Origin of the sequence: Pseudonocardia sp. DR1-2 (assembly GCF_023717215.1) — a bacterium.
GTDB lineage: Bacteria > Actinomycetota > Actinomycetes > Mycobacteriales > Pseudonocardiaceae > Pseudonocardia > Pseudonocardia alni.
Map to the genome: position 1 here is coordinate 22,034 of NZ_JAMQOF010000008.1, position 13,784 is coordinate 35,817.

The window sequence follows — 13,784 nt, forward strand, 5'->3', positions numbered from 1 at the left end:
GCATGGCCGTCGAGACGTTCTGGGACGGGCTGGAACGGCGCATCGCCGCCGGCGAACCGCCGTACGGGGAGCACCCGGGCGTCGCGCCGGACGGGGTGACACCCGAGGCGCTGCGCCGCGTCCTGGACCTCGAGGCGCACCACCTGCGCCGCTCCGGCACCGCGCCGGTCGCCCAGCACCTGCTCGCCGGGGCCGTCCTGGCCGGGGAGGCCGCGCTGGCCGGGGCCGCCCGGGCCCGGCTCACCGCCCAGGGCGTCCCCGCGCTGACCACCCGCTGGCGCACCCGGCCGCCGTCGGCCGCGCTGAGCCGGGTCCTGGAGGGCCACGGGGACGCGGTCGTCGCGCTGCTCGCCGGACCGGACGGCCTGTTGCTGTCGCTCGACGCCTCCGGTGAGAGCGGTGCCTGGGACGCCGGGACCGGGCACGCGGTCCCGGACCCGCTCGCCGGGCCCGGCGGTCCGCGGCCCCCGGCCTCCGCGGTCCACGCCCGGACGGTCGCCCTGTCCCCCGACGGCGGCCTGGTCGCCCTCGCCGGTGACGACCCCGAGGTGCGGGTGCTGGCCACCGACGGCCCGGCCCGCGGCGCCGAGGTCACGACCCTGGCCGGGCGGCCCGGCCCGGTGACCGCGCTCGCGGTGACCGGGACCGCCCCGACCCGGGTGGTCGCGGGCGGCGCCGACGGCGCGGTGCGGGTGTGGGACGTGACCAGCGGCGCGGCCGTCTCGGTCGCCCGCGGCCACGCCGGCCCGGTGACCGCGCTGACCGCGACCGGCCAGGGCACCGTCGTGTCCGGCGGGGTGGACGGCACGCTGCGGTCCTGGGACCCGGCCACCGGGGCCCCGCTGGGGCTGCTGGAGGGCGGGCCCGCCGTGGTCGCCGTGCTGGTGCCGACCGCGGGGCAGCTGCTCGCGGCCACCGCCGACGGTGCGCTGCACGTGTTCGCACTGGTCGACGGGGTGCCGCAGGACGCGGTGCGGCTCGACGTCCCCGGCGACGGCGTCGCGGTCACCGCGGCCGCGTGCGCCGGTGAGGGCCGGGTCGTCGTCGGGCGGGTGGACGGGACCGTGCAGCTCGTCCCGACCAGCGGCCCCGGCCCGGTCGCCGAGCTCGCCGGGCACGGCGCCGCGGTGCGGGCGGTCACCGCCGACGCCGCGGGCACCGTCGTCGCGACCGGGGACGACCACGGCCGCGTCCTGGTCTGGGACTCGGCACGGGCCCGGCCGGGTGCCGGCGGGCACGCCGGGGTCTCCCCCGCGGTCGGTGCGGTCGCCGCGGGCCCGGGCCTGGTCGTCTCGGCCGGTCGCCGCTCCGACGGGCTGCTCGCGCACGACCCGGCCACCGGCGCGCGCCGCTGGGGCGCCCCGGCCGGTGCGGGCCCGCTGTGGTTCGACCCGTCCGGCACGAGGCTGTTCGCCGTCACCGGGGCCGCGACCGTCGAGGAGCGCTACGCGACGACCGGGGTGCGGGCCGGTGCGGTGTCGCTGCCCGGCCGTGTGCTGGCCGGGCGGGGCGCGCTGGTCGTGACCGGTGAGCCGGACGGCACGGTCGCCGTGCGCGACGCGCGCAGCGGGCGGGCCTTCCGCACCACCCGGCTGCCGTCGGCACCGCGGGTGGCCGCGCCGACCCCCGGTGGGGCGACGGTGCTGCTCGCCGCGGACGGCCTGCTGGCCTGCTGGCGGCCCGCCTCGGCGGAGGTGGTCACGGCGGCGCTGCCGGCCGGGCTGGTCACCGCCGTCGCCGTCGACGACGACGGCTGCCACGGCGTGGTCTGCGACGCCGACGGCCGGGTGCACGTCTGGCGGGCCGGGTCGGCCGCGGTGACGACGGTGCGCGCCGACGCGGCGCACCTGACCGCGGCCGCCGGTGCGGGCCGGTGCCGCGCGGTGACCGCGGGCTCGGACGGCACGGCGGTGCTGTGGGACCTGACCTCGGCGACGGCGCTCGGCCGGGTGCCGCTGGACGCGCCGCTGACCGCGGTCGCGGTGGGGGGCGGGACGGTGGTCGTCGGCGACGGGTGCGGCGAGGTGCACTGCCTCGACCTGCTCGCCGGGGCCGCCGCGGCCGTCCCGGACGGTGTCATCCCCGAGCAGGGCGGCGCGGCCGTGGTCCCGGCGCCACGCACCGGGACCACGGACCGCGAGGCGGCCGCTCAGCTCAGCGAGTAGCCCTCGAACTTCTCCCGCAGGGTCTTCTTGGAGAACTTGCCGACGCTCGTCTTGGGCACCTCGTCGATGAACTCGACGGCGTCGGGGAGCCACCACTTGGCGACCCGGCCGGTGAGGAAGGCGAGGAGCTCGTCGGCGGTGAGGGTCTCGCCGTCCTTCACCACGACGCAGGCCATCGGGCGCTCCACCCAGCGCTCGTGCGGGATCGCGATGACGGCGGCCTCGGCGACCTTCGGGTGCGCCATGATCTCGTTCTCCAGCTCCACCGAGCTGATCCACTCACCACCGGACTTGACCAGGTCCTTGGTGCGGTCGACGAGCTTGACGTAGCCCGAGCCGTCGACGACGGCGACGTCGCCGGTGCGCAGCCAGCCGTCGGAGGTGAACTGCGTGCCGCCGCCCTCGCCGCGGTAGTACTCCGAGGCGATCCACGGGCCCGCCACCTGCACCTCACCGCTGGTGGTGCCGTCCCAGGGCTGCTCGGCACCGGTCTCGGGGTCGGCGATGCGCAGGTCGACGAGCGGGACCGGGGGTCCCTGCAGGGCGCGCACGGTGGCCTTGTCGTCGTCGGACAGGTCGTCGTGCTGGGAGCGCAGCACGCCCAGGGTCGCCACCGGCGAGGTCTCGGTCATCCCCCATCCCTGCAGGACCGGCAGGCCGATCGCGGTGCGGAAGCCCTCCGACATCGACTTCGGCACCGCCGAGCCGCCGCAGAGCAGGACCCGCAGCGACGAGCAGTCGTACTCGCCGAGCCTGGGCAGCAGGCCCATCCAGATCGTCGGGACGCCCGCGGCGACGGTGACCCGGTGGTCCTGGATCAGCGTCAGGACCGCGTCCGGGGTCATGCCGGGCCCGGGCAGCACCAGCGAGGTGCCGGCGAGCAGGCAGCCGTAGGGCAGGCCCCAGGCGTTGGCGTGGAACATCGGGACGACCGGCAGGACCACGTCGCGCTCGCAGAGCCCGACGCCGTCGGCGAACAGGGTCGCGAGCGAGTGCAGCAGCGTCGAGCGGTGCGAGTAGACGACGCCCTTGGGGTTGCCGGTGGTGCCGGAGGTGTAGCACATGGCGGCGGCGGTGTTCTCGTCCTCCACCACGAACCGGCCCGCGAACGGCTCGGCCGCCGCCAGGAGCTCCTCGTAGATCCGGATGCGCGGGTCGTCGGGGATCTCGGTCGGCGCGCCGTCGTCGATGACGACGACGTGGCGCACCGTGGTCATCCGGTCCACGTGCGGCCAGAACAGGCCGAGCAGGGAGCGCTCGACGAACACGACCTCGTCCTCGGCGTGGTCGGCTACGTAGACGAGCTGGTCGGGGAACAGCCGCAGGTTGAGCGTGTGCAGGACCCGGCCGGTGCACGGCACCGCCAGGTACAGCTCCAGGTGCCGGTCGGTGTTCCAGCAGAACGTCCCGACCCGGCCGTCGGCGGAGACGCCGAGGGTGTCGAGCACGGTGGCCAGCCGGCGGGTGCGTACGGCCCACTCGGCGACCGTGGTGGTGCGGACCGTCCCCGCCGGGGTGGCGGTGACGATCTCCTTGTGTCCGAAGTACTGCTCGGCACGGTGGAAGACGTGCGGCAGCGTCAGGGGACGGTCCTGCATCAGACCGAGCATCGTTGCTCCTGGGGGCTTCCGGGGTGGGGTCGGCCCGACCCTACCGTAACTCGAGATATGGATTGGACTATCCGGTCACTGCATCCGGGGGTCGGGAACGCGGCGTCCGGAGTAATCGGACACCCACTGTCAGCAGGCGTGACGCACTGTCCTAACGTTCTTCCCGACGTCCGCGAACCGTCAGGTTCCGGACGCGAGCACGCAGGGTCAAGCAACCGGCCCGGCATCCCGGGGTCCACCCCGGGAACCGTTTCCGCAGACATCATCTGCCGGACGCGCCGGGCCAGGTCTCCGGTGCCGCTCGCCGCGGCACCCGCCGAACCGTCGCGTTCCGGCGCGGCGGAGGTCAGATGCTTTCCGGGCCCTCGGACGCGCAGATCCTGCGCGCCTGCTGCGACGATCCCGTGTTCCGTGCCACGCGCTCCCCGTACCTGGTCGTCGACGGGGAGCTCACGGTCGTGGGGGCGAACGCGGCCTTCTGTGCGGCGACCCTGCGCACGTCCGGCGAGCTGGTCGGCAGGCCGCTGACGGCCGCGCTGCCGGACGACCCCCACCGGCCCGGCGCCGACGGCGTCGCCAGGCTGACGGCGTCGCTGTCGCGGGTGCTGCGCCTCGGGCTGCGCGACCACCTGCCGGTGCAGCGTCACGACGTGCCCGCGGCGACGGGCACGCCCGGCTTCGTCGAACGGGTGTGGGTCACGGTGAACTCCCCGCTGGCCGCCCCGGACGGGCGGGTCATCGGGGTGCTGCACCACGTCGAGGACGTCACCGGGTTGATCAGCCCCGGCGCCGACGGCAGCGACCTCCCCGCCGCGGCGCTGGCCCGCGCCCTGGACACCGAGAACAGCCACCTGCGGGCCCGCTTCGCCCGGCACGTCAGCATCGAGCAGGCGAAGGGGGCCCTCATGGCCCAGCGCGGCTGCTCCGCCGACGAGGCGTTCAGCCTGCTGCGCCGGCTCTCGCACGAGACGAACCGGAAGCTGCACGTGGTCGCCGAGGCGCTGCTGGCGGACACGGTCGGGCAGCGGCCCTGAGTCGTCACCACCCGTTCGCCCGCAGACCGTGCCGGAGCGCGATCACTGGGGCACGATGGGTGGTCACGAGTCGATCGACGGAGGCGACATGGTGGACCCGCACGCGGCCGTCCCGGGCCGGACCGCAGGCACGCTGACCGGCCGGTACCTGCTGGTGCTCAGCGATGACCTGGTGGCCGACCACGACACGGCACGCTCGGCGGTGGCGGAGCTGACCGGCCTGTCCGAGGTGACCAGCAGCCGCGACGACACCCCGGGGGCCCACCCGACGCTGTTCGCCCGGCTCGGCGTCGCCGTCGCCGAGCTGGACCCGGCCCGGCTGCGCACCGTGCGGGCCGACCGCCGGGTGCTGTCGGTGGAGCCCGAACGCGTGCTGCGCGCCCTGTCCGGGCCCGGGCTGAGCGCCGACTACCTGCGCGGGTTCGCCGACGCGGCGGGCTTCCTGGCCGAGCGCGCCGCCGCGTCGGAGACCGCCGACGCGCCCGTCGCGGCCCGGTTCGCCGACAACGACCAGGTCACCTGGGGGCTGCAGGCCACCGGTGCGGACCTCGCCGCCGAGACCGGCGCCGGGATCACCGTCGCCGTCCTCGACACCGGCCTCGACCTCGGGCACCCCGACTTCGCCGGGCGGCAGATCGAGTCGCGCTCGTTCGTCGACGGCCAGGAGGTCGCCGACGTGCAGGGGCACGGCACGCACTGCATCGGCACCTCCTGCGGGCCGCTCGCCCCCGGTTCGGGACGCCGCTACGGCATCGCCCACGAGGCGAGGATCCTGGTCGGCAAGGTGCTCGGTGACGACGGCTCCGGCACCGACGCCGGCATCCTCGAGGGCATCGAGTGGGCGATCTCCTCCGGCGCGCAGGTCGTCTCGATGTCGCTGGGCGCGGACCTCGACGAGGTCTCCGCCGCCTACGAGAACGCCGGGCGGCGCGCGCTGGACGCGGGCACCCTGATCGTCGCCGCGGCCGGCAACAACGCCGAGCGCTCGGCCGGGAACGTCGGTTTCGTCGGTGTCCCGGCGAACAGCCCGTCGATCATGGCGGTCGCCGCGGTGGACGCCGCGCTGGCCATCGCCGACTTCTCCGCGGCCAGCTCCGCGGTCGAGGGCGGGCAGGTCGACATCGCCGGCCCCGGTGTGGACGTCTACTCGTCGTGGCCGATGCCCCAGCGCACCAACACGATCTCGGGCACCTCGATGGCCACCCCGCACGTCTCCGGGATCGCGGCGCTGTGGTCGCAGCGCACCGGAGCCCGCGGGCGCGACCTGTGGACCCAGCTCACGCAGGCCGCCCAGCGGCTGCCGCTGCCCTCGGGCGACGTCGGCGCGGGACTCGTCCGGGCCCCGGGCCGATGAGCACGACCGGGAGGCTGCTGGTGTCGGTGGCCGACGGGCACGTCGCCGACGACGTCGCGCGGGCCTGCGCGGCCGCCGGGCTGCAGGTGGAGAAGGTGCTCACGGGGGTCGGGGTGGTCGTCGGGACGTGCGACGACCCGGACGTCCTGCGGGGTGTCACCGGGGTCGCCGCGGTCGAGCCCGACCGCGAGGTCCACCTGGACCGCGATCAGCCGGGGCCCGCGTAATCGGTCGACGCGCGACCCGTACGTCCGATACGGTGGTGCCAGTCGATCGCGCCCGGTGACACGCCGGCCGCGACGAACCGCCCGGACCGTCCCCGGGAGGCGCCCACCCGGCGCCCCGGCCACGGCCGGTGCCACCGACCCCGTACCGGCACCGCGCGATCCCGCGCGGCGCGGCACTCCGCCGCGTACCGGACACCACCTCGACCGAAACGACCATTCCTGTGCAGGCCTCCGTCCACCCACCCGTCACCGACCCCACCGTCCGGGGCGCCGTCGACCGGCTCACCGCCGAGTTCGCCGGTCGTTTCTCCCCCGACCTCGTCGACCACGTCGTGCGCGGCTCCCGCCGCGACCTCGACGTCGTCTCCGCCGCAGCGCTCCCCGAGATGGTCGAGCGCCTGGCCCGTCAGCGGCTGATCGAACACCTCTGATCCGTCCGGCCCCGTCGCCGGGCAGGATGGTCGCCATGTCGCGTCCGCTGTCCGGTCTGCACGTCGTCGAGTGCGCGAGTTTCGTCGCCGGTCCCACCGGTGGCATGACGCTCGCGCAGCTCGGGGCCTCGGTCGTCCGCATCGACCCGCTCGGGGGCGGCCCCGACCACGGTCGCTGGCCCGCCGCCGGGCACGGCACCGGCGACTCCTACTACTGGGCCTCGCTGAACAAGGGCAAGCGGTCGATCAGCATCGACCTGCGCTCCGACGAGGGCCGTGAGCTCGTCCTGGGCCTGGCGACGGCGCCGGGCCCGGACCGCGGTGTCCTCGTCGACAACGTCGTGGGCCGCCGCTGGATGGCCAACGACGCGCTCGTCGCGCGTCGCCCGGACCTGGTGCACGTGCGCGTGCAGGGCTACCCGGACGGCCGACCCGCCGTCGACTACACCGTCAACGCCGAGGTCGGGATCCCGCAGATCACCGGCAGCGAGGAGGGCGCGGCCCCGGTCAACCACGTACTGCCCGCGTGGGACCTGGTCACCGGCATGTCGGTCGCGACGGCCGTGCTCGCCGGGGTGTACCAGCGCTCCCGCACCGGCGCCGGGGTGTACTCCGAGATCGCGCTGTCCGACGTGGCGCTGGCCGGCGTCGCGAACCTGGGCTGGCTCTCCGAGGCCGACGAGCGCGGGCACGAGCGGCCGCGGCACGGCAACCACGTCTACGGCAGCTTCGGTGTCGACTTCGCCTGCTCCGACGGGAACCGGGTGATGGTCGTCGCGCTGACCCCGGCGCAGTGGAACGCCCTGGTGTCGGTCACCGGGACCGGTGACGTGTTCGCCGCACTGGAGCCCGCCCTCGACGCCGACCTGACCTCGGAGACCGAGCGCTACCGGCTGCGCGAGACGATCGCGGCGGTACTGCGGCCGTGGTTCGCCGCGCGCGACTCGGCGACCGTGGAGTCCGAGCTGAACCGGGCCCGCGTGCTGTGGGGCCGCTACCAGGGGATGACCCACGTCGTCGCCGAGCACCGCGCCGGAGGGCACCCGCTGCTCGCCGATCTGGCGCTCCCCGGGGGCGCCACCGGTATCACCGCGCGCTCGCCGATCCGGTGGGACGCCGACCACGGTGACCCCGGCGCCGCCCCCGAGCTGGGCCGGGAGACCGACGAGGTACTCGCCGACGTCCTCGGTCTCGACGAGCGCACCATCGGCGGGCTGCACGACCGCGGCGTCGTCGGGTAGAGAATGCCCGTGACCGACGCACAGCTGACCGAGGCGCGGTGGACCCACGTCGCGCTGCCCACCGGCGACCTCGACGCCGCCATCGACTTCTACACGACGATGACACCCCTCACCGTCGTCGAACGCTTCTCCGACGACGCCGGGCGGAGCGCCTGGCTGTCCAACGCCGGTCAGGTGGAGACGCCGATGGTGCTGGTCCTGGTGTCGTTCGACGCCGAGCAGGGTGGCGAGCTGGGGTTGCTGCGCCCCTTCGCCCACCTGGGGATCGAGGTGCCGACCCGCGACGACGTCGACGCCGCCGCCGACCGCGCCCGGGACGCGGGGTGCCTGCACTGGGAGCCGCGGCAGATGCCGGGGCCGGTGGGGTACATCTGCGCGCTGACCGATCCGGACGGGAACGTCGTGGAGTTCTCGTACGGGCAGAAGGTGTTCACCTCGGTGCGGGAGAAGTGGGGCTGAGGTCCCGGGGTTCGCGTTGGGGCCCGGTCGAGCCCACCGTCCCGACCGGGTGGGGCTGTCGGAGCGCCGCTGTTCAGGGGCACCGAGGTCGGTCGTCGGGCGGCGTGCCCCCTGGTCGCACCTGCGTCGTGCTCGTGCCGTCGGTCGTGGGCCTTGCCGGCGGGGCCGACGACGAACGGGTTGATGCGCGATCTCCACCCCACCAGCCGCCCCCGGGGAGTCGGGTGATCCCGTCCCCCGCCACCTGGCCGGCGGTGGTCGCGCCGTCCAGGTGAGAACCGGTATGTAGGCGCTTCCCTCTCGTGCCGGAGACATCACCCCAGCTCAAGGATTCGCGATAGCGAACGAAAACTAGCGATCGAACACACGTTCGAGTATCGTCGACGGTGTGACCGCCACCCAGGAACCACCCGCCCACGCCACCGGCGTGCTCGCAGGCGGGTTCCCCTCGGGTGACCTCACCCTGCTCCGGTTCCACCTCGACCACGCCCTCGCCGCCGACACCTCCACGTTGTCCGAAGCCGAGCTGATCGACCAGATCCAGGAGATCGAGTCGCTCCGGGCTTCCCTCGCCGCCCTGCAGACGGACCGGATCCGCGCCTTCGCCCAGGCCCACGTCGACAGCCACCGCGTCGACGACCGGACCGACGTCGACAAGATCCACCGCAGCGTCGTCGCCCAGATCCAGCTGGCCTGCCGGGTCTCCACCACCGAGGCCCGCACACGCGTCGCCGACGCCCGCGATCTGCACGCCGGGCTCGACGACGTCCGGCGCCTCCATGAGACCGGGCAGCTCAGCGCCGCCAAGGTCACCGCGATCGCCGTCGAATGCCGCGACCTCGACACCACCCAACGCGCGCGGGTCGACGCCCGGCTCGCTGCCGTGCACGACCTCACCCGCTACGGCATCGGGCGCCTGCGGGCGATGACGCGGCGTCTGGTCGCCGAGATCGCTCCCGACCGGTTCCGCGCCCGCGTCCACGCGGCCAGGGTCGAGCGCCGGGTCATCCTGCGGCCCGCGCCGGATGCGATGAGCTACCTGACCGCGTACGTGCCGGTCGAGCAGGGCGCCGCCTGCCTGGCCGCGCTGCAGAAGGCGTTCGTCGAGGTCCAGGTCGACCCGCAGCCCCTGACCCGCACCCGCGGGCAGGTCCTGGCCGACACCCTCGTCGAGCGCGTCACCGGGCAGGCCACCGCGACCGCTGTGAACCTCGAAGTGCAGGTCACCGTCCCGGTCCAGGCCCTGCTCGACCCACGGTCCCCACTCCCCGCCGAGATCCCCGGCCTGGGGCCCGTCCCGGCCGACCTGCTCGCGAACCCCGAGGGCGCCAAGTCCCTGCGCCGCCTGCTCACCGACCGCGGTCTGGTCATCGGCGGCGACTCCCGACAGCGCACCTTCACCGGACTCCTCGCCACCCTCGTGAAAGCACGCGCGGAGAACCGGTGCACCGAGCCCTACTGCGACGCTCCCGTCCGCCATCTCGACCACATCCACCGCGACGCCGACGGCGGACGCACCGAGCTGGAGAACGGGCGTGGACTGTGCGAGTTGCACAACCACGTCCGCGAACAACCCGGCTGGAACGTCTTCCGCGCGCCCGACGGCATCGTGGTCACCGTGACACCGACCGGACACAGGTACTGCGGTCCGGCACCACAACCGCCACCGCGTGCACCGACATGACCTCGACGCCGCGCGCACCCCACCGATCCGATGGGGTGCGCGAGGTGGTGGCGAGCGGGTCAGGAGGTCGGGGCGGACAGGTCGTAGACGGTCTGACCACCGACGGTCGTCGCCGTGTAGTGCTCGGCGACCCAGGTCGCGATCCGGCTGCTCGTCGAGTCGCTCTGCCCACCGGGGCCGCCGCCCTGGCCGCCCGCCACGTAGTAGGCGATCCGGCCCTGCTCCACGTAGGACCGGAACTCGGCGAGGGTGACGGCGGAGTCGCTGCCGGCCCACCCACCGGTCGACATGACCGCGGTCCCACTCGCCAGCTCCAGCGACGCGGCGGTCTGGGAGGTGGCGACCGCAGCCGCCCAGGTCGTCCCGGACGAGGACCGGGTCGCGGTGAGCAGTGAGGTCAGCTCCAACGAGGTCGCGCCGCCGGAGCCGGGCCCGCCACCGCCCTGCCCCGGGGGCGTTGCCCCGGCACCACCGGACCCGTCCGCGCCGACGGCCGCACCCGGGCCGGCCGGGCCCGAGCCGGGACCGCCGGACGAACCGGCGGTGGTGCCGAACGAGCTCGACACCGTCCCGACCGAGGGGATGCTGCCGGTGTGCCCGGTCGACGCCGTCGCCACCGCGTACACTCCGGTCCCGAGCATCCCCGCCACCAGCACCGCGACCAGACCGGACCGCACCACCGCTCGCCCCCGGCCGGGCGCGAGCATCAGCCCCGCCGCGACCACCGTGACCACCCCGACCGGCCAGCACAGCCAGGAGAACGACTCCGCGCTCACCACCAGCAGCGCGACCGCCCAGCCACCGGTGACGAGCACCGTCGTCGCGGCGACGATCCGCGCCCACCGGGCACCCCGCTCCCGCCACAGCGCCGCCCCGCCGACGGCCACCACTCCGGCGAGCCCCGGGGCCAGCGCCACCGTGTAGTACGGATGCATCGTCCCGCTCATCATCGAGAACACCGCCGCCGTGACGAGGGTCCAGCCACCCCACAGCAGCAGCGCCGCACGGGTCCGGTCGGTCCGCGGCGCCCGCCGGGTGACCCACAGCCCGGCGACGAGCAGGATCAGCGCGGCCGGCAGCAGCCAGGAGATCTCGTAGGCGAGCTCACCGGTGAACAGCCGCAACGGACCGGCCGCACCGCCGAAGCCGGTGTTGCCACCACCGCCTCCCCTGCCGGGGCCAGCACCGTTGCCGGTGCCGCCGAGCAGCCGGCCGAGGCCGTTGTAGCCCAGCGCGAGCTCGAGCAGCGAGTTCGTTGTCGATCCGCCGATGTAGGGCCGGTCGGACGCGGGCCACAGCTCCACCAGCGCGATGAACCACCCCGCGGAGACGACCATCCCCGCCACCGCGGCGCCCATCTGCACGATCCGGGTCCGCAGCCGCGGCGAGCCGGCGACCAGGTACACCAGCCCGAGCGCCGGGACGACCAGCAGCGCCTGCCCCATCTTCGTGAGGAACGCGAACCCGACCGCCGACCCGGCCGCGACCAGCCACCAGGTGGACGCCCGCACCGAGGCGGCGTCGACGGCGCGCGAGCCGGCCCAGGCTGCGACGACCAGCAGCAGCGTCAGCAGCGCGTCCGGGTTGTCGAACCGGAACATCAGCACCGCGGACGGCGTCAGCGCCAGCGCTGCACCGGCGAACAGGCCCGCGGCGGGCCCGGCCCACCGCAGCACCGTGGAGTGCAGCAACCCCACCGCCGCCACACCCATCAGGGCCTGCGGCACGAGCAGGCTCCACGACGAGAACCCGAACAGCCGCGCCGAGGCCACCATCACCCACAGCGCCGCGGGCGGCTTGTCGACGGTGATCGCGTTCCCGGAGTCCAGCGACCCGAACAGCCAGGCCTTCCACGACTGCGTCCCGGCCTGCACCGCGGCGGCGTAGAAGTCGTTGGCATGGCCCGAGGCCGACAGGTTCCACAGGTAGAGCACTGCGGTCGCGGCGAGCAGTACCAGCAGCCCCGGCCGCGCCCAGCGCGGGCCGTCGTGGGGCCCGCGGAGCAGCCGCGCCACCCGCCCGGGCGGCGCGACGGACGGGCCGGAGCCGGTGGGCGGGACGGGTGGGGGGACGGACGGCGGCGGGGTGTCGCGGTGCCGTCCCGGTCGGACCGGGGTCGCGGTGCTCACGGGGGTCTCCTCGAGTCGTGGAGGTACGCGGACCACCGTCGTCCGCGGCTCTGTCGCACTCCTGTCCGGTTCCTGTGCGCGGTCTGTGAGCGATGAGTTCCGGGCGCGACGCCGGTCACCCCTCACATGACCGAGCCGACCACCACCGCCCTGCCCCCCGTCGTCGACACCGCCACCTGGGAGCGCGAGCTCGCCGCGCTGCGCGTCCGCGAGAAGGCCGCCACCCGCGAGCTCGACGCCATCGCCGCCGCCCGTCGCCGGCTGCCGATGGTCGAGATGCCCGACTACGTCCTGCGCGGCGAGGACGGCCCCGTCCGCCTCGCCGAGATCTTCGACGGCCACCCGCAGCTGATCGTCTACAGCCACATGTGGCACGACGGCGCCGACTGGCAGTGCGGCGGGTGCACGGGGTTCACCTCGCAGTTCACCCGGCTCGCCGGTCTGGAGAAGTTCGACGCCCGCTTCGTGATCGTCACCCAGGGCCCGATCGACGAGGCGCTGGCCTACCGGCGTCGCGTCGGCAACACCATGACCTGGTACTCGACGGCCGACAGCAGCTTCGGCACCGACGTCGGCGCCCCGCCCGGGGGCGGCTTCGCGGTCAACGTGTTCCTGCGCGACGGCGACCGCGTCTTCCGCACCTGGCACACCGACGGCCGCGGCACCGAGCAGCTGTCCTACCTGTTCCCGCTGGTCGACGTGCTGCCCTACGGCCGCCAGGAGGTCTGGCAGGACTCGCCGCAGGGCTGGCCGCAGGGCCCCACCTACAGCCGGTGGGCCGGGCCGCAGGAGATCGCCGCCGCCTACGGCGAGGGCTGAGCCCGCGCCCGTACCCCGGCCAGGACGGTGTCGACGACCGCCACCGCGTGACCCCGGGCGTCGTCGCGGGCGGCGAGGTGTGCGGGGGTGGTCGCGACGTGGTTGCGCACCGCCCCCGCGACCAGGTCCGCGACCAGCGCCACCGACGTCCCGGCCGGGAGCTCGCCGCGCTCGATGCCGCGGCGCACCATCGTCCGGGCGCCGCGGACGTGCTCGGGATAGGCGTCGTCGGCGAGCGCGCCCGCGATCTCCGGGACCCGGTGGGAGTCGACGAGCAGCCGCTCGACCAGCCGGCCGTCGTCGCTCGTGGCGAACGCCGTCCACAGCTCGGCGAAGGTCACCAGGTCCTCGCGCAGCGAGCCGGTGTCGATGTCGGCGACGAAGCGGGCCCGGTCGCGCACCGCCGCCACGAGCAGCGCCGCCCGGGTCGGCCAGCGCAGGTACAGCGACCCCTTCCCGATCGACGACCGGCGGGCCACCTCCTCCAGCGACAGCCCGGACCAGCCGCGCTCGCCGTAGACCTCGCGGGCGGCGGCGAGGGCGCGACGGTCGACGTCCGGGTCGCGCGGACGTCCGCTGCGGCGCGACGGCGGGGGCACGGCGGCGATCCTGCCAGACGGGCTGTGACCAC

General features: G+C 75.1%; 12 protein-coding genes. 9 read left to right on the forward strand and 3 right to left on the reverse strand.

The window, feature by feature from the left end:
* The first annotated feature begins 2 nt into the window (after positions 1–2).
* Positions 3–2,165: a WD40 repeat domain-containing protein gene (locus tag ND486_RS22560; protein ID WP_251786494.1), complete on the forward strand. Its 2,163-nt coding sequence runs from the start codon at positions 3–5 to the stop codon at positions 2,163–2,165.
* Here ND486_RS22560 and ND486_RS22565 read toward each other — a convergent pair.
* Positions 2,150–3,775 (reverse strand): long-chain fatty acid--CoA ligase, encoded by a 1,626-nt coding sequence (locus ND486_RS22565; RefSeq protein ID WP_251786495.1) that lies wholly within the window; start codon positions 3,773–3,775, stop codon positions 2,150–2,152. The genes ND486_RS22560 and ND486_RS22565 overlap by 16 nt on opposite strands.
* Positions 3,776–4,125: 350 nt before the next feature.
* On the opposite strand from ND486_RS22565, the gene ND486_RS22570 reads away from it, so the two are divergent.
* The 7 genes from ND486_RS22570 to ND486_RS22600 all read left to right on the forward strand — a co-directional run bounded on the left by ND486_RS22570 (position 4,126) and on the right by ND486_RS22600 (position 10,205).
* The gene (locus ND486_RS22570) at positions 4,126–4,809 is read left to right on the forward strand and encodes an ANTAR domain-containing protein (RefSeq protein ID WP_251786496.1); all 684 of its coding nucleotides are present in this window, start codon (positions 4,126–4,128) and stop codon (positions 4,807–4,809) included.
* Positions 4,810–4,897: 88 nt separating this feature from the next.
* The gene (locus ND486_RS22575; RefSeq protein ID WP_251786497.1) at positions 4,898–6,163 is read left to right on the forward strand and encodes a S8 family serine peptidase; all 1,266 of its coding nucleotides are present in this window, start codon (positions 4,898–4,900) and stop codon (positions 6,161–6,163) included.
* Positions 6,160–6,390 (forward strand): hypothetical protein, encoded by a 231-nt coding sequence (locus ND486_RS22580; RefSeq protein WP_208825390.1) that lies wholly within the window; start codon positions 6,160–6,162, stop codon positions 6,388–6,390. Before ND486_RS22575 ends, ND486_RS22580 begins: the two co-directional genes overlap by 4 nt.
* Positions 6,391–6,611: 221 nt before the next feature.
* Complete coding sequence (locus tag ND486_RS22585; RefSeq protein WP_062396439.1) at positions 6,612–6,821, forward strand: hypothetical protein; 210 nt, start codon at positions 6,612–6,614, stop codon at positions 6,819–6,821.
* A gap of 35 nt (positions 6,822–6,856) precedes the next feature.
* Positions 6,857–8,062 carry a CoA transferase gene (locus tag ND486_RS22590; protein ID WP_208825392.1) on the forward strand — a complete coding sequence of 402 codons (1,206 nt, stop codon included), beginning with the start codon at positions 6,857–6,859 and terminating at the stop codon, positions 8,060–8,062.
* A 9-nt stretch (positions 8,063–8,071) separates the two neighbouring features.
* Complete coding sequence (locus ND486_RS22595) at positions 8,072–8,521, forward strand: VOC family protein (protein WP_060711293.1); 450 nt, start codon at positions 8,072–8,074, stop codon at positions 8,519–8,521.
* A gap of 388 nt (positions 8,522–8,909) precedes the next feature.
* On the forward strand, positions 8,910–10,205 hold the full coding sequence (locus tag ND486_RS22600; protein WP_251786498.1) for an HNH endonuclease signature motif containing protein: 1,296 nt from the start codon (positions 8,910–8,912) through the stop codon (positions 10,203–10,205).
* A 59-nt stretch (positions 10,206–10,264) separates the two neighbouring features.
* On the opposite strand, the gene ND486_RS22605 is transcribed toward ND486_RS22600, so the two are convergent.
* Positions 10,265–12,334 (reverse strand): ArnT family glycosyltransferase, encoded by a 2,070-nt coding sequence (locus tag ND486_RS22605; RefSeq protein ID WP_374231623.1) that lies wholly within the window; start codon positions 12,332–12,334, stop codon positions 10,265–10,267.
* Positions 12,335–12,460: 126 nt separating this feature from the next.
* Between ND486_RS22605 and ND486_RS22610 the strand changes: the two genes are divergently transcribed.
* Positions 12,461–13,153: a DUF899 family protein gene (locus ND486_RS22610; protein ID WP_251786499.1), complete on the forward strand. Its 693-nt coding sequence runs from the start codon at positions 12,461–12,463 to the stop codon at positions 13,151–13,153.
* On the opposite strand, the gene ND486_RS22615 is transcribed toward ND486_RS22610, so the two are convergent.
* Entirely contained in the window at positions 13,138–13,752 is a 615-nt protein-coding gene (locus ND486_RS22615; protein WP_208826650.1) for a TetR/AcrR family transcriptional regulator, read from the reverse strand. The two genes, ND486_RS22610 and ND486_RS22615, sit on opposite strands and share 16 nt — an antisense overlap.
* Positions 13,753–13,784: the final 32 nt, after the last annotated feature.

Bases quoted from the DNA above. Each gene is read 5' to 3' on its own strand.
- ND486_RS22560 (WP_251786494.1), top strand. From the start codon at position 3: ATGGCCGTCGAGACGTTCTGGGACGGGCTGGAACGGCGCATCGCCGCC.
- ND486_RS22565 (WP_251786495.1), bottom strand. From the start codon at position 3,775: ATGCTCGGTCTGATGCAGGACCGTCCCCTGACGCTGCCGCACGTCTTC.
- ND486_RS22570 (WP_251786496.1), top strand. From the start codon at position 4,126: ATGCTTTCCGGGCCCTCGGACGCGCAGATCCTGCGCGCCTGCTGCGAC.
- ND486_RS22575 (WP_251786497.1), top strand. From the start codon at position 4,898: ATGGTGGACCCGCACGCGGCCGTCCCGGGCCGGACCGCAGGCACGCTG.
- ND486_RS22580 (WP_208825390.1), top strand. From the start codon at position 6,160: ATGAGCACGACCGGGAGGCTGCTGGTGTCGGTGGCCGACGGGCACGTC.
- ND486_RS22590 (WP_208825392.1), top strand. From the start codon at position 6,857: ATGTCGCGTCCGCTGTCCGGTCTGCACGTCGTCGAGTGCGCGAGTTTC.
- ND486_RS22610 (WP_251786499.1), top strand. From the start codon at position 12,461: ATGACCGAGCCGACCACCACCGCCCTGCCCCCCGTCGTCGACACCGCC.